This window comes from Streptomyces sp. NPDC007189, assembly GCF_040703635.1.
In the GTDB taxonomy this organism is placed as follows: Bacteria; Actinomycetota; Actinomycetes; order Streptomycetales; family Streptomycetaceae; genus Streptomyces.
Genome location: NZ_JBEYEY010000001.1, coordinates 85,519 through 104,315, shown reverse-complemented (window position 1 = coordinate 104,315; position 18,797 = coordinate 85,519). Strand labels below are relative to the sequence as shown.

Here is an 18,797-nt window from a genome sequence, read left to right as displayed (position 1 = left end):
CGCTCCGCCGGACAACACGTGACACGGCTGGGGGCGCCCCATGAGCACGAGGGGCGCCCCCATCGCCGTACCGCGGAGGACTCAGTCCTCGAAGGTCGCCGTCAGGGCCTCGGCCAGGCCGGGCACCAGGTCCGGGCCGGTCAGGACCTCCGTCGGGGAGTCCTTCTCGCGCAGCCGCAGCGCCGAGTCGCGGCTGCCGTCGCGCAGCACCGCGACCGTCATGCGCACCTCCTGGCGCTCGGGGTGCTCGGCCACCCACTTGGTCAGCTGGGCCTCGCTCAGCCCCTTCGGGACCTGCGCCTCGGCGGACGGCGGCAGCATCAGGCGCTCCACGGACAGCGCGCAGCCGGTCACCGCGTCGGGCCAGGCGATGGTGCCGAGGAACTCGTCCAGCGGTTTGCCGGCCGGGATCTCGTCCTGCTCGATCGGGGTGAGACCGGCGGACGCGGACTCGTCCTCGAGACCCAGCTGGGCCGCGAGCGCGGGTTCCTGGGCCCGCAGCCGTGCGGTGTCGACAAGGGCGAAGAGGCGAGCGGGCTGGTCCCAGCCGAGGCCGGAGACGTACTCGTCGATCTCGAGTACGGCCCGGGTGAGCGGGCTCGCTGCCATGGGAGTGTTGGACATGGTCACAATCCTGCCTCGTTCAGGGCCGGAATCGGGAACCGAGCAAACCGTGAGTAAGTTGCATAGGTGTGGGTCCGCGATCACGGGGGGCCACGGCCGGCCCGCGACCAGTCGGGCCTGACGGATCGACAGCGACTTCGAGGTGCGCACCTTGGCTTTCCAGATGCCGGACCGCGGCGGAGGCCCGACGGGGCCACGGATCAGAGCGGGCCGCCCGTCCCGGGGGGTACGGACCCTGCTCATGACACTGGGCGTCCTGGCCGTCCTCGGCATGGCGTTCACCATGTTCGCGGGCTTCTGGACGGACTGGCTGTGGTACCGGTCGGTGCACTACTCGTCGGTGTTCACGACCACGCTGTGGACCAAGATCGGCCTCTTCTTCGTCTTCGGCCTGCTGATGGCGGTCGCCGTGGGGGTCAACATCTGGCTCGCGCACCGCCTGCGGCCCCCGCTCAGCGCGATGTCCATGGAGCAGCAGAGCCTCGACCGCTACCGGATGGGCATCGCGCCGTACAAGAAGTGGCTGCTGCTCGCCGTCACCGCGCTCGTCGGGCTGATCGCCGGCGCCTCCGCGGCCGGCCAGTGGCGGACCTGGCTGATGTGGGTCAACGGCGTGCCCTTCCACCAGAAGGACCCCCAGTTCCACCTCGACGTCTCCTTCTACGCCTTCGAGCTGCCCTGGTACCGCTTTCTGCTCGGCTTCGGCTTCGCCGCGGCCATCCTGAGCCTGATCGCCGCCGCGCTCACGCACTATCTGTACGGCGGGCTGCGCGTCACCAGCCCCGGTGCGCGGGCCACCGCCGCCGCGACCGGGCATCTGTCGGTGCTGCTCGGCGTCTTCGTCGCCCTCAAGGCCGTCGCCTACTGGCTCGACCGGTACGGCCTGGCCGTGAAGTCCAGCGACTTCAAGGCGACCGGCCAGTGGACCGGCCTGCGCTACGTCGACGCCAACGCCTATCTGCCGGCGAAGACGATCCTGTTCTGCATCGCCGTCATCTGCGCGCTGCTGTTCTTCGCCACGCTGTGGCGGCGCACCTGGCAGCTGCCGGTGATCGGCTTCGGCCTGATGGTCCTCTCGGCGATCCTGATCGGCGGGCTGTACCCGGCGATCGTGCAGAAGTTCCAGGTCGAGCCCAACGAGCAGGCGAAGGAAGCGCCGTACGTCCAGAAGAACCTCACGGCGACCCGCGCGGCGTACGGCATCGACGACACCAAGGTCACCGAGTACGACGGCAAGTCCACGACCTCGGACAAGGCCAAACTGCGAGGCGACGCGGACGACGCGGCGAGCATCCGCATCATGGACCCGAACATCGTCTCGCCGACGTTCCAGCAGGCGCAGCAGATGAAGAAGTACTACGCCTTCCCGACCAACCTGGACGTCGACCGGTACCCCGCGAAGGACGGCGGCGGCGCCGGGGAGCAGGACACGGTCATCGGGCTGCGCGAGCTGAACCTGGACGGCGTCCCGAGCAACAACTGGATCAACGACCACTTCCGCTACACGCACGGCTACGGCGTGGTCGCCGCCAAGGGCACCGAGTCCGACGACCAGGGCCAGCCGGTCTTCACCGAGTCCGGCCTGCCGTCCAAGGGCGACCTCGGCACGTACGAGCAGGGCGTCTACTACGGCGAGAAGACCACCACCTACTCGATCGTCGGCGGACCGCAGCAGGAAGTCGACTACTCCAGGGACGACGGCACCGAGAAGACCACCAGGTACACCGGCAACAGCGGCGTCAACCTCGACAACCCGCTCAACCGGGCCGCGTACGCGGTGGCGTTCGACGAGCCGCAGATCCTCTACTCCGGTGCGATCGGCAAGGGTTCGCGGATCCTGTACAACCGCACGCCCAAGCAGCGCGTGGAGGCGGTCGCCCCCTGGCTGACCATCGACGGCGACGCGTATCCGGCGGTCGTGGACGGCCACATCCAGTGGATCGTCGACGCCTACACGACGTCGAACGGCTACCCGTACTCCTCCCGTACGACCCTGGGCGACACCACGGCCGACTCGCTGACCGCCGCCAACAACAACCGCGCGGTGGTGGCCCAGCAGAACCAGGTCAACTACATCCGCAACTCGGTGAAGGCGACCGTCGACGCGTACACCGGCGAGGTCAAGCTCTACCAGTGGGACGCCCAGGACCCCGTGCTGAAGACCTGGATGAAGGCGTTCCCGGGCACGGTGCAGCCGAAGAGCGCCATCTCGAACGACCTGCTGGCTCATCTGCGCTATCCCCAGGACCTGTTCAAGGTCCAGCGCGAACTGCTCACCCGCTACCACGTGACGGACGCGCAGACGTTCCTCACCGGCAGCGAGGTCTGGCAGGTGCCCGACGACCCGACCAACGACTCGGGCAGCGCGGTGCCGCCGTACTACCTGAGCATGAAGATGCCGGACCAGAACGCGCAGGCGTTCTCGCTGACGACGACGTTCACGCCGAACGGACGGGACAACCTCAGCGCGTTCATGGCGGTCGACTCCGACCCGGGCACCAGCGACTACGGCAAGATCAGAATCCTGAAACTGCCGACCAGCACGACGGTCGACGGTCCCAAACAGGTGCAGAGCCAGTTCAACTCCCGGCCGGACATCGCCGAGACGATCAGCCTGCTCAGCCGCGGACACTCCAAGGTCGAGTACGGCAATCTGCTGGCCGTGCCGCTCGACGGCGGACTGCTGTACGCGGAACCGGTCTACGTCCTCGGCGGCAACAAGCTGAAGTACCCCCTGCTGGGCAAGGTACTGGTCACCTACAACGGCAAGACGGCGTTCGAGGACACCCTGGACCAGGCGCTCAACAAGGTGTTCGGCGTGGCGGGTTCGACCACCCCGCCGGACACCGGCACCACCAACCCGCCGTCGTCGGCCAGCCCGTCCGTCCAACAGGCTCTGGCCGACGCCCAGAAGGCGTTCGACGCGGGCCAGCAGGCCCTGAAGGATCCGAACGGCCCGGACTGGACGGCGTACGACAAGGCCCAGAAGGACCTGAAGGCCGCGCTGAAGCGGGCCGCGGACGCGGAGGCCAAGGCCGGCAGGAACGGGAGCGGAAACAAGAGTTGATCAAGACCCCCCCCGCGCCGTGATACGGTTGACAGGCAACGGCGCGGGGTGGAGCAGCTCGGTAGCTCGCTGGGCTCATAACCCAGAGGTCGCAGGTTCAAATCCTGTCCCCGCTACTGCAGTCGAAGGCCCGGATCCATGGGATCCGGGCCTTCGTGGTGTGCGAACTCATGTGCTGAGGGGAGGGACGGCCGCGCCGCCGTGGGGAGTTGAGCGGTCTGTGTTTGACTTGTCGTCCTGTGGGCATGTCGACAAAACGCTGAAGTGACCTCACGGGCTGCGGTATACCGGGTGTACCAAGGTTGCAGGTGGTGCGACGATGGACGTTATGGGGGACAAGGCAACTCTGTTCGAGTCAGGGCGATTTGTGCAGCCTTCCGGCGAGGAGCCCACCCGCGACGAGCTGAGCGAGATGGGGGACGCCGCGGAGGAGGTGCGCCTCGGGCTGGCCGCGCAGAGCGGAGACGCCGAGGCGGCGAGCGTCCTCGGAGCCCTGCTGCTGCGCCGCGGCGACCTCGACGGAGCCGAACCCCATCTGCGCGCCGCCACCGCGGCCGGTGACCGGGCCGCCGCCAACAACCTGGGCGTCCTGCTGCACCAGCGCGGCTACCCCGAGGAGGCCGCCGGCTGGTGGCGCATCGCCGCCGTCGCCGGTTCCGCGGCCGCCGCGCACGCACTGGGCCGCTACCACCGTGAGCGCGGGGACGAACCCGCCGCCGAGTACTGGCTGCGCCAGTCCGCCGAGCAGGGCCATGTCCTCGGCGCGTACGCGCTCGCCGACCTGCTGGAGCACCGCGGGGACGTCGGCGCCGAGCACTGGATGCGGGCCGCGGCCGAGCGCGGGCACCGCGAGGCCGCCTACCGGCTGGCCCGCGCGCTCGACCGGCGGGCCGGACGCGAGGACGACTCCGCGGCCGACAACGCTGTCGCCGAGGCCGAGCAGTGGTACCGGCAGGCCGCCGCACGCGGTCACCGGCGGGCCGCGCTGCACCTCGGCGCGATCCTGGAGAAGCGCGGGGAGCTGAAGGAGGCTGGGCGCTGGTACCTGACCTCCGCCAAGGACGGCGAGCCCCGGGCCGCCTGCGCGCTGGGCTTCCTGCTGCGCGACGCCGGGGACACCGAGAGCGCGGCCGTGTGGTGGCTGCGCGCCGCCCAGGAGGGCGACGGCAACGCGGCCAACGCGCTCGGCGCGCTGCACGCCGAGCGCGGCGAGACCCAGACCGCCGAGCGCTGGTACCGGGCCGCGCTGGACGCCGGTGACGACAACGGCGCGTACAACCTCGGGCTGCTCTGCGCCGAGCAGGGGCGCACCGCGCAGGCCGAGCAGTGGTACCGGCGGGCCGCCTACGCGGGTCACCGGGAGGCCGCGAACGCGCTCGCCATCCTGCTGCTCCAGGGCGGCGACGCCACCGGCGCCGAGCCCTGGTTCTCCAAGGCGGCCGAGGCGGGGAGCGTCGACGCCGCGTTCAACCTGGGCATCCTCTACGCCGGGCGCGGTGAGGAGGCCACGGCGCTGCGCTGGTACGAGCGGGCCGCGGCCGCCGGGCACACCGAGGCCGCACTCCAGGTCGGGATCGCCCGGCTGCGCGAGGGCGAGGAGCAGGAGGCCGAGCGGCACCTGCGGTGCGCGGCGGGCGGGGGCAGCGCGGAGGCGGCGTACCGGCTGGCGGCGCTGCTGGACGCGCGGCGGCCGCCGGAGCCGGCGCACGAGCTGGGCGAGATCGTGCACGAGAAGACCGAGTGCGAGGAGTGGTACGAGCGGGCGGCGACCCAGGGGCACCGGCGGGCCCAGGTGCGGGTCGGGATGCTCGCGGCGGCGCGGGGGGACGTCCTCGAGGCGGCGCGGTGGTACCGGGCGGCGGCGGAGGCCGGGTCGCGCAACGGCGCCTTCAACCTCGGGCTGCTGCTGGCACGGGAGGGGAGCGAGCCGGAGGCGGCGGTGTGGTGGACGCGGGCCGCGGACGCCGGGCACGGACGGGCGGCGCTCCGGCTGGCCCTCGTCTACGCGCGTCGGGGAGAGCTGGCGGAGGGGCAGCGCTGGGCCGACCGCGCGGTCGAGCTGGGTCCTGCGGAGGTCGCGGAGCGGGCGGGGCGGCTGCGGGACGCGCTGCGGGAGGAACTTTCGGCGTGAGACTTTTCGGCCTGAAAAGTGAGCCCTGCCACGTCCCCGGGATCTGATTTGCTTCCGCCGACCTCCCTCACGTAATGTCGTGTTCACCGACGCGGGGTGGAGCAGCTCGGTAGCTCGCTGGGCTCATAACCCAGAGGTCGCAGGTTCAAATCCTGTCCCCGCTACTGAAGGCCGAGGGCCGGAATCCAGAGATGGGTTCCGGCCCTCGGCGTATTTCCGTGTCGGACCTCGTACGACCCCCGGCGCCTTAAGTGAGCTTTAAACAAGCCTTAAACCTCTTTCGGTGCCGCCCTATTACCTGAGGTAATCGCAGGTCGCAGGGCATTTGGGGATTTCGCGTTCCGCTTGGCAGAGGCAGCGGTCGTGCGTATCGTCTGGCTTCGCCGACGGCCGCCCGCCGCAGTCAGAGAGCGCTCTCAGACCGTGTCTGCCCGCGCACTCCGCGCAGCGCCCGGCGCCGGCCGCGGAAATCCCCCACCACGACGACAAGGTGTGTTCATCCCATGGCTGCTCATCGCGCACGCAGATGGTCGTTAGGGAGGACTGGCGGTCCTGCTGTCCGCCGCCCTCGCCTGCGCCATCCTCATCAACACGTCCGATTCGGCGACCAACCGCGCGAACGCCGCCACCACCATGACGTGGTCCGACGACTTCGACGGAGCCGCGGGCAGCGCGCCCAATTCGTCGAAGTGGACCCTGGAGACGGGCGGCGGCGGCAACGGCAACCACGAGTTGCAGTACTACACGAACAGCACGGACAACGCCGCCCTCGAGGGCAACGGCAACCTGGTCATCACCGCCCGCAAGAACACCGACCCCGGCCTGCAGTGCTGGTACGGCACCTGCCAGTACACCTCGGCACGACTGAACACGGCGCGCGCCTTCACGCAGAAGTACGGCCACTTCGAGTCCCGCATCAAGATTCCGCGGGGCCAGGGCGTGTGGCCGGCGTTCTGGATGCTCGGTGACGACCTCGGCAGCGCGGGCTGGCCCAACAGCGGCGAGATCGACGTGATGGAGAACGTCGGCAAGGAGCCCGGCACCGTCCACGGCACGATCCACGGCCCGGGCTACTCCGGCTCGGCCGGTCTCGGCGCCGCGTACACCCTGCCGAACGGCAAGGCCTTCGCCGACGACTTCCATGTCTTCGCCGTCGACTGGAGCCCGTCCGCGATCACCTGGTCCGTGGACGGCCAGGCCTACGAGACCCGCACCCCCGCCGACGTGGGCGGCAACAAGTGGGTCTTCGACCACCCGTTCTTCATCATCCTGAACTTCGCGGTCGGCGGTGACTGGCCCGGCAGCCCCGACTCCGGCACCTCCTTCCCGCAGACGATGACCGTCGACTACGTCCACGTCACCACCTCGGACTCCGGCACCGGTTCCGGCGGCACGACCCGCGTCGGCGCCATCAAGGGAATCGGCGACATGTGCGTGGACGTCGCAGGGGCCGGCACCGCCGACGGCACACCGGTACAGCTGCACAACTGCACCGGCAACGACGCCCAGAAGTGGACCCTGGGCAGCGACGGCACCGTACGCGCCCTGGGCAAGTGCCTGGACGTCCAAGGCGGTTCGCACGACGACGGCGCGGCCGTCCAGCTCTACACCTGCAATGGCACCGAGGCCCAGCAGTGGACCTACACCGCTGCCCGCGACCTGACCAACCGCGGCGCCGACAAGTGCCTCGACGCCAAGGACGGCTCCTCCGCCGACGGCACCCGTCTGCAGATCTGGACCTGCTCGGGCAACCCCAACCAGAAGTGGACCTTCGGCTGAGCCTCCCCCGCCGAAGCGCCCCCACCCCCCACGTCCCCCACGAGTGCACCGGCGCTCTCCCCAGGCGCCGGGCCCCGAAGGAGCACCCCTCATGGCACCTCGCCACCAGCGCAACCTCACCCGCCGCAAGATGCTGTTCGCCCTCGGCGGCGCGGCCGTGGCCGTCCCGGCGATAGCCTCCGTCGCCCCGTACGCCCTCGCGGGCCAGAGCGGAGGCTCCGCGGCCGCGGCGAACGGCGCGCTCCCGGTCACCGTGGTCAACAACAGCGGGTCGTTCGACAACGGCTCCGTGCACCTGTACGTCGTCGGCAACGCCGACGGCAAGCAGGTGCGGCTCACCCCGGACGGCACCGTCGCCCCCGTCGCTCTCTCGGACAACGGCGCCGACGGCTTCACCGACTACGCGATCCCGCTCGCGAGCAGCGGCGAGACCAAGCTGTCCCTGCCCTACATGTCGGGCCGCGTCTACGTCTCACTCGGCCAGAAGCTCAAGTTCAAGGTCGTGACCGACGGCAACGGCAACGCCGCTCTGCAGTACCCGGCCGGCTGGGTCACGTCGGACCCCAACTACGGCATCCTGCACGACTGCGCCGAGTTCACCCACAACGCGTCCGGCATGTTCTGCAACACGACGATGGTGGACATGTTCAGCGTCCCGATGAGCCTGCGCCTCACCGGCGAGAAGGACCAGACGACGGGCGCCCTGCGCGACGGCGGTCGCGCCGCGGCCTTCGCGGCGGTCAAGAAGGTGGAGGAGTTCGCCCCTCTGGTCGTGGACGACACGCGGATCATCGCCCCCGGCCACGGCCTGGACGCGGGCATCTTCCCCAAGGACTACTTCGCCCCGTACATCGACGAGGTGTGGAGCACCTACACCGGCAAGGACGTCAAGGTCACCACGAACGCGGGCACGTTCACCGGCCGCGTCCGCGGCGAGCGTCTCACCTTCGACGGCCCGGCGTCGGTGTCCTTCGCCAAGCCCTCCACCCGCGACGTCCTCTTCTGCGACGGCAACCTCGCCGCCCCCAACGACGGCACCACCGGACCCGTGGCGGCGGTCCTGGGCGCGGCGTTCAACCGCTCCACCCTCCTCAGCAACCCCTCGCAGCCCACCACCGACCCGGCGACCTTCTACCAGACCGCCCTGACCAACCACTACGCGGGGGCCATCCACGCGGCCACCGCGGACGGCAAGGCCTACGGCTTCGCCTTCGACGACGTGGCGGACTTCGCCTCCTACATCCAGGACACGAATCCCTCGGCCCTCACCCTCACGCTGACGGCGTTCTGAGGCGACGCGCCCGGCGGGGCAGCAGCATCGAGCCCCGGCGCCGCACAGGCCGCCGGGGCTCGGTAGGCCGGGAAGAGTTACGCCGCCGCGCAGTCCGGGCACAGGCCGCGGTACGTCACCTCGACGTCCGACACCGTGAAGCCGAAGCGCTCCGTGTCGGGGAGGTCAGCGAGCGGGTTGCCCGTCGGGTGGACGTCACGGATCGCGCCGCAGTGGGCGCAGACCAGGTGATGGTGCGGCCGGTGCGCGTTCGGGTCGTAGCGCTTGGCGCGCCTGTCCGTCGTGACTTCCAGCACCTCGCCGAGGGAGACCAGCTCACCCAGCGTGTTGTAGACGGTCGCCCGGGAGATCTCCGGCAGCTTCGCGACAGCCCGGGCGTGGACCTCGTCGGCCGTCAGGTGGACGTGCTCGCCGTCGAGGACCTCGGCCACGACGCGCCGCTGCGCGGTCATCCGCCATCCGCGTCCACGCAGCCGTTCCAGAAGGTCGCTCATGGCTACCAGCCTAACAGCAGGCGGGACCAGGACGGGAATAGGTGTGAGATTGGATCCGCAATGGACTTAGAGCGTGTCCAAGGTAGGATCTCAGACGCCGAGAAGCGGCTACCGGGCCGGACCCCACGGTGCTCGAGGTCCGGCCCGTTCCGCATGCTCAGAGAACCGGGGCGGGCTCGCGGGTCGGGGTCCAGCAGCGGATGATGTCGCGGACCGAGACGATGCCGGCGACCTCGCCGCGGTCGAGCACGACCAGGTGCCGGAAGCCGCCGTGGGTCATGGCGCCGGCGGCCTGCTCCAGGGTCCAGGTCGGGGCTGCGAAGACGACGTCGGTGGTGGTGTGGGCGAAGGCGCGTTCGGTGTCGGGGTTCTGGCCGAGGCCGACGGAGTTGAGGATGTCGCGTTCGGTGAGGATGCCGATGCCGCCGGCGTCCGGGTCGAGGACGACGGCGGCGCCGACGCGGCGGGCGGACATCAGGTTCGCCGCCTGGCGGAGTGTGTGGGCGGGGCCGACGGTGAGGATCACCGTGCTCATGGCGTCGCGGACGAGCATGGGTTGAGGCCACCTCCTAGGAATCCGTGAAGCTCGTTCAAGGATTCACAAGTTCACAAGTGGGGGTGGGCCCAGACTGCCAGGTAAAGCAGGGGTCAACAAGAGGGCGCGCGTGGTGAGTTGAGGGCGTGCCCGGGTTTCTCTCGTTGCTCAGTGGCGCTGGTTGAGATACCCCAGCAACTCGTCGTGCAGCAGTCCGTTGGACGCGGCGGCGTTGCCGCTGTGCGGGCCCGGGCGGCCGTCGAGGCCGGTGAAGGCGCCGCCGGCCTCCGTGACGATGATCGCGTTCGCCGCCATGTCCCACAGCGACAGCTCCGGCTCCGCGCACATGTCCACGGATCCCTCGGCGACCATCATGTACGGCCAGAAGTCGCCGTACGCGCGCGTGCGCCACACCTGGCGGGTCAGGTCCAGGAACCCGTCGAGGCGGCCCTGCTCCTCCCAGCCGGAGAGGGAGGAGTACGCGAACGACGCGTCCGCGAGCTTGCCGACGCCGGAGACGCGGAGACGGCTCGCGGAGGTCAGACTGCGGCCGGTGAAGGCGCCGTGCCCCTTCGCGGCCCACCAGCGGCGGCCGAGGGCCGGGGCGGAGACGAGGCCGACGACGGGCTGGTAGCCGCCCTCGGCCGCCTCCATCAGGGAGATGAGCGTCGCCCAGACCGGGACGCCGCGGACGTAGTTCTTGGTGCCGTCGATGGGGTCGATCACCCAGCGGCGCGGGCCGGAGCCCTCCACGCCGTACTCCTCGCCGAGGACCGCGTCCCTCGGGCGGGCGCGCTGGAGCTGGCCGCGGATCAGTTCTTCCGCCCCCTTGTCCGCCTCGCTCACCGGCGTCATGTCCGGCTTGGTCTCGACCTTCAGGTCGAGCGCCTTGAAGCGGTCCATCGTGGCGGCGTCGGCGGCGTCCGCGAGGACGTGGGCGAGACGCAGGTCGTCGAGGTAGTCCGGCATGTAGGGAACGGTATCCGCCGCGGTCGGTACGGGGCCACCAGGGCGGACGCGGCGTGGCGGCGCCTTGCGCCAGGCAGGGGGCGGGTCTACGGGGGCGCGCGGACACGACGCCCGTCGCCGTATGGCCGACAACCCTCCCGAACCCTTGACAGTGCATACAAGCGCGTCAAATCTGGGCGCAGAGCCGCTGAGCCCAGGGAGGCGATGATGCCTGCTGCCCGGGAGTCCCTACTGGACGCCGCCTACACGGCGCTCGCGCGCCGGCCGTGGTCCGCGGTGCGGATGGTCGACGTGGCGGCGACGGCGGGGGTGTCCCGGCAGACCCTCTACAACGAGTTCGGCAGCAAGGACGGGCTGGCCCGGGCGCTGGTGCGGCGGGAGGCGGACGGCTACCTCGCCGGAGTGGAGCGGGCGCTGGCGGGTCCGGGCGAGCCCACGGCGCGGCTCACCGCCGTCGCCGAGTGGACCAGCTCCGCCGCGCGGGACAACGCGCTGGTGCGGGCCATGCTCACCGGCTGCTGGAGCGAGCGGCTGCCCGCCCCGCCGCTCGCCGCCGTGCAGTCGGTCGCGTCGGTGCCGGCGCAGCGCCGCGCGGACGGGCCGCTGCCGACGCCCCACGACTTCGTGCGGATCGTCCGGGACCGCGCGGTCACCGCCCTCGCGGGTCCCGCCGCCACCCCCGCCGACGCCGCCGAGCTGGCCCGCGCCTGCGAGCTGGCGGTGCGCCTCGCCCTGTCCTGCGTCGCGGCGCCACCGGCACAGGGCGGCATGGCGGACCTGATCCGCGCGGTCGCCCCGCGCCAGACGGTGTGATCCGTCTCCGTACGGACTCCGACCGTCCGCCCGGTCGCCGCCACCTGGCGGTGTGATCCGTCACGTACGGACTCCGCAGCACGGCCGGTGCCCCCGCTCAGTACGGCCCGCCCCGGTGGTACCCCCCGCAATGCGGGCACGCGCCGGCGCCGCGCTCGTGGGCGGCGTCCGAACGGTCGGCGGGAGCCGAACGGCCCGACAGGGTGCGCAGGCGTTCCAGGCCGGCCAGCACCTCGGTCCGGTTGCCGGACTCCTTCATCCACCGGGGCAGGCGCGGGAACATCGCCTGCGTGGCCCCGGTCCCGCCCTCACGCAGCGTGGCGCCGACGTAGGCGGCCAGCGCGTCGACGTGCTCCTCGTCGTACGCCCACAGGACGCGGCCCGCACACCGGGTCTGGAGCCAGAGGGGCCGCCGGAAGAACGGGTCCTCGGCGCCGCCGAACCGCACCCCGATCAGCGCGCCGTCCCTCAGCTTCGCCCGCCACCCGGCGGTCGTGCCGCAGCCGCGGCAGGTGAGCCGGCGGGGCCGGAACATCAGCTCGCCGAAGTGCTTGAGCGGGGGCAGGCCGGGGCGCTGGACCACCTCCGCCCGCCCGCCGCAGCGGGGGCGGACGACCAGGATCCGCCCGGCGTACCGGGTGAGCCCCTGCCCCCGGTCCCGGTGCCGGGCCGGGCCCGTGTGCTGCTCGGAGTCCACGCGGCCGCCCTCAGTGCGCCGATCCCGACAGCTGCAGCCCGATCACCCCGACGATGACCAGGCTGATGGAGACGATCTTCAGGGTGGACACCAGGTCGCCGAGGAAGACCATGCCGTAGATCGCGGTGCCGGCCGCGCCGATGCCGGTCCACACCGCGTACGCGGGCCCGACGTCGAGCTTCCTCAGGGACAGGGTCAGCAGGCCGAAGCTGCCGAGGGCGAAGGACGCGAAGGCGATCGTCGGCCACAGCCGGGTGAATCCGTGCGAGAGCTTGAGGCACACGGCGAAGCCGGTCTCCAGCATCCCGGCCACGATGACCAGCAGCCACGCCATGTGGGGTCCTCCCGTTGATCCGGATCTCCGGCTCGGTGCGATTATGCACTTACCGAGCCGGGGCCCCGGCAAACAACGCCAAGTCCCCTCAGTCGCCCTCCTTGGCCTCCCGCGTGGCCAGCAGGCGGCGCAGCGAGTACAGGCGCGCCGGGTCCGCGTGGCCCTCCTCGACCCACGCGTCCAGCGCGCAGTCCGGCTCGTCGTGGCTGCACGCGCGCGGGCAGCCCTCCGTGCCGGGCTCCAGGTCCGGGAAGGCCTGGATGACGCGGGACGGGTCGATGTGGGCCAGGCCGAAGGAGCGGATGCCGGGGGTGTCGACGACCCAGCCGTCCGCACCGGACAGCGGCAGGGCGAGGGCGGACGTCGTGGTGTGGCGGCCGCGGCCGGTGACCGCGTTGACGTGTCCCGTCGTACGCCGCCGCTCCTCGGGGACCAGCGCGTTCACCAGCGTCGTCTTGCCCACGCCGGAGTGGCCCACGAACGCCGTCACCCTGCCGTCGAGCTGCTCCCGCACCCGGTCCGCGGCGTCGCCGTTCTCCAGTTCCCCGCGGCTGGTGACGACGTACGGGATGTCGAGGGCGCCGTACAGTTCCAGCAGTTTGTCCGGCGGGGCCAGGTCCGACTTGGTCAGCACCAGCAGCGGTTCCAGACCGCCGTCGAAGGCCGCGACCAGGCAGCGGTCGATCAGGCGGGGGCGCGGCTCCGGGTCGGCCAGGGCGGTGACGATCGCCAGCTGGTCCGCGTTGGCGACGACCACGCGCTCGTACGGGTCGTCGTCGTCCGCGGTGCGGCGCAGCACCGACGTGCGCTCCTCGATGCGGACGATCCGGGCGAGGGTGTCCTTCGCGCCGGACAGGTCGCCGACCAGGGCCACCCGGTCCCCGACCACCGCCGCCTTGCGGCCCAGCTCGCGCGCCTTCATCGCCATGACGGTCCGGTCGCCGACCAGGCAGGTCAGCCGGCCGCGGTCGACCGTGAGCACCATGCCCTCGGCGGCGTCCTCGTGCTTGGGCCGGATGTGGGTGCGCGGCCGGGTGCCCCGGCGGCCGGGACGGCTGCGGATGTCGTCCTCGTCGGTGTGCTTGCCGTAGCGGCGCATGGCGTGTCCCTACTGCCCGAGCATCCCGGTCCACAGCTCGGGGAAGTCCGGCAGGGTCTTCGCCGTGGTCGCCACGTTCTCGATCCGCACGCCCTCCACCGCGAGGCCGATGATCGCGCCGGCGGTGGCCATGCGGTGGTCCTCGTAGGTGCGGAAGACGCCGCCGTGCAGCTTGCGCGGGCGGATGTGCAGGCCGTCGGCGGTCTCGGTGACGTCACCGCCCAGCTCGTTGATCTCCTTGGTGAGCGCGGCCAGCCGGTCCGTCTCGTGCAGCCGCAGATGGGCCACGCCCCGCAGGGTGGAGGGGGAGTCGGCGAGGGCGGCGACCGCCGCGATGCCGGGGGTCAGCTCGCCGACGTCGCCGAGGTCCACGTCGATGCCGTGGACGGCGCCCGAGCCGGTGAAGACCAGGCCGTACTCGGTGAGTTCGCAGGAACCGCCCATCTCGGTGAAGATCTCCCGCAGCCGGTCACCCGGCTGGGTGGTCCGCTCCGGCCAGTCCGGGATCAGCACCTTGCCGCCGGTGACCAGGGCCGCCGCCAGGAACGGCTGGGCGTTGGACAGGTCCGGCTCGACCGTCAGGTCCCGGCCGAGCAGCGCGCCCGGCGTCACCCGCCACACGTTCGGCTCGCCGCCCGACTCGGGGGTGTCCACCTGGGCGCCGACCGCGCGCAGCATGTCCACCGTCATCCGGATGTGCGGCATGGAGGGGAGCGTCGCGCCGGTGTGCCGGACCTCCACGCCCTGGTTGAAGCGCGGGCCGGACAGCAGCAGGGCGCTGACGAACTGGGAGGACGAGGAGGCGTCGATCGACACCGGGCCGCCGTCCAGGGCCCCGCCGCCGTGCACGGTCAGCGGCAGCGCGCCCCGGCCGTCGTCGTCGATCCGGGCGCCGAGCTGCCGCAGCGCGTCGATCACGCCGTGCAGCGGACGCTCGTACGACCGCGGGTCCCCGTCGAACCGGATGGGCCCGTCGGCCAGCGCGGCCACCGGCGGCAGGAAGCGCATCACCGTGCCGGCGTTGCCGACGTCGACCGTGGCCGGGCCGTGCAGGCCCGTCGGCAGCACCCGCCAGGCCTCGCCGGTGCCGTCCGGGCCGACCCCCTCCTCGATCTCCACGCCCATCGCCCGCAGCGCACCGGCCATCAGCAGGGTGTCGCGGGAGCGCAGCGGGCGGCGCAGCCAGCCCGGCTCGGAGGCGAGGGCCGCCAGCACCAGGGCGCGGTTGGTGACCGACTTGGACCCGGGCACGTGGACCGTCGCGTCGACGGCTCCGCTCGCGTGCGGGGCGGGCCAGAGGGCGGTGTGTGCGGGGTTCTCGGTCATGCGCCCCACTTTAGTGGCTGGAGACGGCCACAGATCTCGATCAAAAGCGGCGAAACCCCAATGAAAAAGGGGCGCGAACGGTCGCGCGCGAAGGCGCCCGCGCCGGTTTCACACCTCCAGCAGCCAGCGCCCCCCGCCGATCAGCGAGCACAGCGACACCGCGTGGAACAGGAACAGCCACAGCCCCGCCGGCACGTGCGTCAGCCGGGCCAGCTGATCGGCGTCCGAGTCCCCGGCCCCTCCGCCCGACCGCTTGCGCTGCAGCTCGAACGGCGGCCGCACCCCGCCGAACAGCAGGAACCACACCACCGCGTACGCGAACGCCGCCTGCACCTGCGGCCCGGTCAGCCACGACACCAGCAGGAAGGCGCCCCCGGCCAGCACCACGGTCAGCACGCCGTACGCGTTGCGGATCATCACCAGCATCGCCACGAGCAGCGCCGTCGCCGCCCACAGCAGCAGCGTGATGCGGCCGGCCGCCAGCAGCGCGGCGCCGCCCAGACCCAGCAGCGAGGGGGCGGTGTAGCCCGCGGCGGCCGTGAGGATCATGCCGAGCCCGTACGGCTTGCCCCGGCTGAGCGTGAGGCCGCTGGTGTCGGAGTGCAGCCGGATGCCGGTGAGCTGCCGGCCGGTGAGCAGCGCGATCAGCCCGTGCCCGCCCTCGTGCGCGATCGTGATCGCGTTGCGCGATATGCGCCACACGGTGTGCGGGACGACGACGGCGAGCGCGGCCACCGAGGTGGCGAGGACCACCCACACGTCGGGATCGGGCTGGGTACCGGTGAGCCGGTCCCAGATGTCGGGCAGCGCGGTGGCGGCGAGGCTGTCCATGTGTCCGAGTGGCTCCCTGTCCTGTTACGGAGTCTGGCAGTGTGGCACGTATGTGCGGACGGTATGCATCGAGTCGTAGGCCCGAGGATCTCGCAGGAATCTTTGAGGTCGACAAGTGGGAGCCGGAGGAGACCCTGGAGCCGGACTACAACGTGGCTCCGACCAAGGAGGTCTACGCCGTCCTCGACCGCCCCCTGAAAGACGCGGACTCCCCGCGTCCGGTTCGCCAGCTGCGCAAGCTGAAGTGGGGACTGGTGCCCTCCTGGGCCAAGACGCCCGAGGGCGGCGCCCGGATGATCAACGCGCGCGCGGAGACCGTGCACGAGAAGCCCGCCTACCGCCGCGCCTTCGCGGCCCGGCGCTGCATCCTGCCCGCCGACGGCTACTACGAGTGGGTCACCGGCACGCAGGAACGGGATCTGGAGGTGGAGGGCAAGAAGAAGCGGCCGCGCAAGCAGCCGTACTTCGTGCTGCCCGCCGACGGCTCGGTGTTCGCCATGGCCGGGCTGTACGAGTTCTGGCGCGACCGCACCCTGCCCGACGACCACCCGCAGGCCTGGTGGGTGACCTGCTCGGTGATCACCACGGAGGCGGAGAGGAGCCCGCTGGCCGTGGCCCCCGCCGAGGGCCCGTACGCCCTCGCCGACATCCACCCCCGGATGCCGCTGATGCTCACCCCGGACCGCTGGGACGCCTGGCTCGACCCGGGCCGCACCGACCCCGACGACCTGCGCGCGCTGCTGGCCCCGCCCCCGGCCGGCCTGATGCGCGCCTACCCGGTCTCCACCGCCGTCAGCAACGTCCGCAACAACGGCCCGGAGCTGCTGAAGGAGCTTGAGGCGCCGGAAGAGGGCACACTCTTCTAACGTGATCGAGATTGTCGAGACCGACGCCGGAACCGCCCGCATCACCTGGCACCGGGCACAGGACCCCCGGCTGGTCCTCGCCCTGAGCCACGGCGCGGGCGGGGGCGTCGAGGCCCGGGATCTGCAGGCGCTCGCCCGGGTCCTCCCCGGGCACGGCGTCACCGTGGCCCTGGTGGAGCAGCCCTGGCGGGTCGCGGGGAAGAAGGTCGCGCCCGCGCCGAAGACCCTGGACACCGGCTGGCGCGGCATCTGGCCGGCGCTGACCGGGATGGCACTGCCCGTGATCTCCGGCGGGCGCAGCGCGGGGGCCCGGGTCGCCTGCCGTACGGCGGCGGAGCTGGGCGCGCACGCGGTGCTCGCGCTGAGCTTCCCGCTGCACCCGCCGGGCAGGCCGGAGAAGTCCCGCGCGCAGGAACTGCTCGGCGCCGGGGTGCCCACGCTGGTCGTCCAGGGCGGCAACGACCCCTTCGGCGGGCCGGAGGAGTTCCCCGACGGGCCGTACCGGCTGATCGAGGTGCCGTACGGCGATCACGGGTTCGCGGTCCCGAAGCGGGCCGACATCACCCAGGAGCGGGCGCTGGAGATCATCACCGAGGGTGTCGTGGCGTGGAGCACCTCACTCGGGTGACGGCCGGGAATGCCGCGCGGCGGACCGCTGTTGGAGCGGAAAGAAGTGCTGAGGCCTCGGCACCGACGTCGTAGGAGAGGAAGTCCGCCGCATGGGTTCGACCGTATGCCCGAGCCGTACGCGTAGCGCCGACCTGGACTGGACGGTGCTGCACGCGGCCAAGGCCGCTCCTATTCGAGGCGCGGCAGGCACGGGTCGTGTTCTATCCTCCGAATCGAGTGGGACCGCTCTCGGTCCCGCCCGGGATCTTGAGGAGGTGGGTCCGGTCACCGGTACCGACGCAGGGACCGACAACGGCCAGGCGGAGCAGCCCGAGGGCCAGGGCGTGAGCGCGGAGGCGACCGACGAGTCGACCGCGGAGCGCAGTGCGCGCTTCGAGCGGGACGCGCTGGAGTTCCTCGACCAGATGTACTCGGCCGCGCTGCGCATGACGCGCAACCCGGCCGACGCCGAGGACCTGGTGCAGGAGACGTATGCCAAGGCGTACGCGTCCTTCCACCAGTTCCGCGAAGGCACCAACCTCAAGGCGTGGCTGTACCGGATCCTCACCAACACCTTCATCAACTCCTACCGCAAGAAGCAGCGTGAGCCGCAGCGCTCCGCCGCCGAGGAGATCGAGGACTGGCAGCTCGCCCGCGCCGAGTCGCACATGTCGACGGGGCTGCGCTCCGCCGAGTCGCAGGCGCTCGACCACCTGCCCGACTCGGACGTGAAGGAAGCGCTCCAGGCGATCCCCGAGGAGTTCCGCATCGCCGTCTATCTCGCGGACGTCGAGGGGTTTGCCTACAAGGAGATCGCGGACATCATGGGGACACCCATCGGTACGGTGATGTCCCGGCTGCACCGGGGCCGCCGTCAACTGCGCGGCATGCTGGAGGACTACGCCCGCGAGCGCGGGCTCGTCCCTGCGGGCGCCGGGGAGTCGAACGAAGCGAAAGGTTCGGGCTCATGAGCTGCGGCAAGCCGCACGAGACGGACTGCAGTGAGGTCCTCGACCATCTGTACGAGTTCCTCGACAGTGAGATGCCGGACGTCGATCGCGACAAGTTCCAGCAGCACTTCGAGGAATGCTCGCCGTGCCTGGAGAAGTACGGCCTGGAGCAGGCCGTGAAGAAGCTGGTCAAGCGGTGCTGCGGCCATGACGACGTGCCCGCGGACCTGCGTTCCAAGGTCATGGGGCGGATCGAGCTGATCCGCTCCGGCCAGACCGTGCCCCAGCACGACGTGACGGCGACGCCGCAGGAGAGCTGACCGGCCGGTCAACCCCCGCCGTCACCCGAACGTGCTAATCCTCAGGTCATAGGCCCCGCACC

Annotated in this window: 17 protein-coding genes, 2 tRNA genes and 1 pseudogene; 11 read left to right on the top strand and 9 right to left on the bottom strand. The window is 71.4% G+C overall.

The features are described from left to right. Nucleotides 1–81: 81 nt before the first annotated feature. A complete protein-coding gene (locus tag AB0950_RS00490) occupies nucleotides 82–624 on the bottom strand; it encodes a PPA1309 family protein (RefSeq protein ID WP_360154728.1) in 543 nt (180 codons plus the stop codon). A gap of 163 nt (nucleotides 625–787) precedes the next feature. Between AB0950_RS00490 and AB0950_RS00485 the strand changes: the two genes are divergently transcribed. From AB0950_RS00485 to AB0950_RS00460, 6 genes and pseudogenes are all read left to right on the top strand, one after another. Beyond that, on the top strand, nucleotides 788–3,691 hold the full coding sequence (locus AB0950_RS00485; RefSeq protein WP_366777661.1) for a UPF0182 family protein: 2,904 nt from the start codon (nucleotides 788–790) through the stop codon (nucleotides 3,689–3,691). A gap of 42 nt (nucleotides 3,692–3,733) precedes the next feature. Beyond that, a tRNA-Met gene (locus AB0950_RS00480) sits at nucleotides 3,734–3,807 on the top strand. A 203-nt stretch (nucleotides 3,808–4,010) separates the two neighbouring features. Beyond that, entirely contained in the window at nucleotides 4,011–5,822 is a 1,812-nt protein-coding gene (locus AB0950_RS00475; RefSeq protein ID WP_360154731.1) for a tetratricopeptide repeat protein, read from the top strand. Between the two features lie 90 nt (nucleotides 5,823–5,912). Next, nucleotides 5,913–5,986, top strand: a tRNA-Met gene (locus AB0950_RS00470). A gap of 339 nt (nucleotides 5,987–6,325) precedes the next feature. Continuing rightward, nucleotides 6,326–7,601: pseudogene (locus AB0950_RS00465) on the top strand (family 16 glycosylhydrolase). A 91-nt stretch (nucleotides 7,602–7,692) separates the two neighbouring features. Further along, nucleotides 7,693–8,892: a glycoside hydrolase family 64 protein gene (locus AB0950_RS00460; RefSeq protein WP_360574767.1), complete on the top strand. Its 1,200-nt coding sequence runs from the start codon at nucleotides 7,693–7,695 to the stop codon at nucleotides 8,890–8,892. Nucleotides 8,893–8,969: 77 nt separating this feature from the next. On the opposite strand, the gene AB0950_RS00455 is transcribed toward AB0950_RS00460, so the two are convergent. The 3 genes from AB0950_RS00455 to hisN form a co-directional block, all read right to left on the bottom strand. Next, nucleotides 8,970–9,386 carry a Fur family transcriptional regulator gene (locus tag AB0950_RS00455; RefSeq protein ID WP_360154740.1) on the bottom strand — a complete coding sequence of 139 codons (417 nt, stop codon included), beginning with the start codon at nucleotides 9,384–9,386 and terminating at the stop codon, nucleotides 8,970–8,972. Between the two features lie 157 nt (nucleotides 9,387–9,543). After that, a complete protein-coding gene (locus AB0950_RS00450; RefSeq protein WP_360154743.1) occupies nucleotides 9,544–9,939 on the bottom strand; it encodes a CBS domain-containing protein in 396 nt (131 codons plus the stop codon). Between the two features lie 150 nt (nucleotides 9,940–10,089). Further along, nucleotides 10,090–10,890, bottom strand: coding sequence for a histidinol-phosphatase (gene hisN, locus AB0950_RS00445; protein ID WP_360154746.1), 801 nt, complete (start codon nucleotides 10,888–10,890; stop codon nucleotides 10,090–10,092). Nucleotides 10,891–11,094: 204 nt separating this feature from the next. On the opposite strand from hisN, the gene AB0950_RS00440 reads away from it, so the two are divergent. Beyond that, the gene (locus AB0950_RS00440) at nucleotides 11,095–11,703 is read left to right on the top strand and encodes a helix-turn-helix domain-containing protein (protein ID WP_360574768.1); all 609 of its coding nucleotides are present in this window, start codon (nucleotides 11,095–11,097) and stop codon (nucleotides 11,701–11,703) included. 97 nt (nucleotides 11,704–11,800) lie between these two features. Here AB0950_RS00440 and AB0950_RS00435 read toward each other — a convergent pair whose 3' ends face one another. From AB0950_RS00435 to AB0950_RS00415, 5 genes are all read right to left on the bottom strand, one after another. Continuing rightward, a complete protein-coding gene (locus AB0950_RS00435; protein ID WP_360154752.1) occupies nucleotides 11,801–12,400 on the bottom strand; it encodes a hypothetical protein in 600 nt (199 codons plus the stop codon). 10 nt (nucleotides 12,401–12,410) lie between these two features. After that, nucleotides 12,411–12,734 carry a multidrug efflux SMR transporter gene (locus AB0950_RS00430; protein WP_189981497.1) on the bottom strand — a complete coding sequence of 108 codons (324 nt, stop codon included), beginning with the start codon at nucleotides 12,732–12,734 and terminating at the stop codon, nucleotides 12,411–12,413. An 88-nt stretch (nucleotides 12,735–12,822) separates the two neighbouring features. Then, nucleotides 12,823–13,833, bottom strand: coding sequence for a ribosome small subunit-dependent GTPase A (gene rsgA / locus AB0950_RS00425; RefSeq protein ID WP_360154756.1), 1,011 nt, complete (start codon nucleotides 13,831–13,833; stop codon nucleotides 12,823–12,825). A 9-nt stretch (nucleotides 13,834–13,842) separates the two neighbouring features. Further along, nucleotides 13,843–15,159: a 3-phosphoshikimate 1-carboxyvinyltransferase gene (gene aroA / locus AB0950_RS00420; RefSeq protein WP_360154759.1), complete on the bottom strand. Its 1,317-nt coding sequence runs from the start codon at nucleotides 15,157–15,159 to the stop codon at nucleotides 13,843–13,845. Nucleotides 15,160–15,267: 108 nt separating this feature from the next. Further along, nucleotides 15,268–15,990, bottom strand: a complete 723-nt coding sequence (locus AB0950_RS00415; RefSeq protein WP_360154762.1) for a M50 family metallopeptidase — start codon at nucleotides 15,988–15,990, stop codon at nucleotides 15,268–15,270. A gap of 50 nt (nucleotides 15,991–16,040) precedes the next feature. Between AB0950_RS00415 and AB0950_RS00410 the strand changes: the two genes are divergently transcribed. From AB0950_RS00410 to rsrA, 4 genes are all read left to right on the top strand, one after another. After that, a complete protein-coding gene (locus AB0950_RS00410) occupies nucleotides 16,041–16,856 on the top strand; it encodes an SOS response-associated peptidase (RefSeq protein ID WP_360154765.1) in 816 nt (271 codons plus the stop codon). A 1-nt stretch (nucleotide 16,857) separates the two neighbouring features. Then, nucleotides 16,858–17,484: an alpha/beta family hydrolase gene (locus AB0950_RS00405; protein ID WP_360154768.1), complete on the top strand. Its 627-nt coding sequence runs from the start codon at nucleotides 16,858–16,860 to the stop codon at nucleotides 17,482–17,484. A 256-nt stretch (nucleotides 17,485–17,740) separates the two neighbouring features. Then, nucleotides 17,741–18,436, top strand: coding sequence for an RNA polymerase sigma factor SigR (gene sigR / locus AB0950_RS00400; protein WP_330337886.1), 696 nt, complete (start codon nucleotides 17,741–17,743; stop codon nucleotides 18,434–18,436). Then, nucleotides 18,433–18,735 (top strand): mycothiol system anti-sigma-R factor, encoded by a 303-nt coding sequence (gene rsrA, locus AB0950_RS00395; protein WP_360154774.1) that lies wholly within the window; start codon nucleotides 18,433–18,435, stop codon nucleotides 18,733–18,735. Before sigR ends, rsrA begins: the two co-directional genes overlap by 4 nt. Nucleotides 18,736–18,797: the final 62 nt, after the last annotated feature.

Excerpts from the sequence above, each read along its gene's own strand:
- AB0950_RS00455 (WP_360154740.1), bottom strand. The coding sequence starts at position 9,386 with ATGAGCGACCTTCTGGAACGGCTGCGTGGACGCGGATGGCGGATGACC.
- AB0950_RS00410 (WP_360154765.1), top strand. The coding sequence starts at position 16,041 with ATGTGCGGACGGTATGCATCGAGTCGTAGGCCCGAGGATCTCGCAGGA.
- AB0950_RS00430 (WP_189981497.1), bottom strand. The coding sequence starts at position 12,734 with ATGGCGTGGCTGCTGGTCATCGTGGCCGGGATGCTGGAGACCGGCTTC.
- AB0950_RS00460 (WP_360574767.1), top strand. The coding sequence starts at position 7,693 with ATGGCACCTCGCCACCAGCGCAACCTCACCCGCCGCAAGATGCTGTTC.
- aroA (WP_360154759.1), bottom strand. The coding sequence starts at position 15,159 with ATGACCGAGAACCCCGCACACACCGCCCTCTGGCCCGCCCCGCACGCG.
- rsgA (WP_360154756.1), bottom strand. The coding sequence starts at position 13,833 with ATGCGCCGCTACGGCAAGCACACCGACGAGGACGACATCCGCAGCCGT.
- AB0950_RS00415 (WP_360154762.1), bottom strand. The coding sequence starts at position 15,990 with ATGGACAGCCTCGCCGCCACCGCGCTGCCCGACATCTGGGACCGGCTC.
- rsrA (WP_360154774.1), top strand. The coding sequence starts at position 18,433 with ATGAGCTGCGGCAAGCCGCACGAGACGGACTGCAGTGAGGTCCTCGAC.
- AB0950_RS00450 (WP_360154743.1), bottom strand. The coding sequence starts at position 9,939 with ATGCTCGTCCGCGACGCCATGAGCACGGTGATCCTCACCGTCGGCCCC.
- AB0950_RS00440 (WP_360574768.1), top strand. The coding sequence starts at position 11,095 with ATGATGCCTGCTGCCCGGGAGTCCCTACTGGACGCCGCCTACACGGCG.
- hisN (WP_360154746.1), bottom strand. The coding sequence starts at position 10,890 with ATGCCGGACTACCTCGACGACCTGCGTCTCGCCCACGTCCTCGCGGAC.
- AB0950_RS00485 (WP_366777661.1), top strand. The coding sequence starts at position 788 with ATGCCGGACCGCGGCGGAGGCCCGACGGGGCCACGGATCAGAGCGGGC.
- AB0950_RS00475 (WP_360154731.1), top strand. The coding sequence starts at position 4,011 with ATGGACGTTATGGGGGACAAGGCAACTCTGTTCGAGTCAGGGCGATTT.
- AB0950_RS00490 (WP_360154728.1), bottom strand. The coding sequence starts at position 624 with ATGTCCAACACTCCCATGGCAGCGAGCCCGCTCACCCGGGCCGTACTC.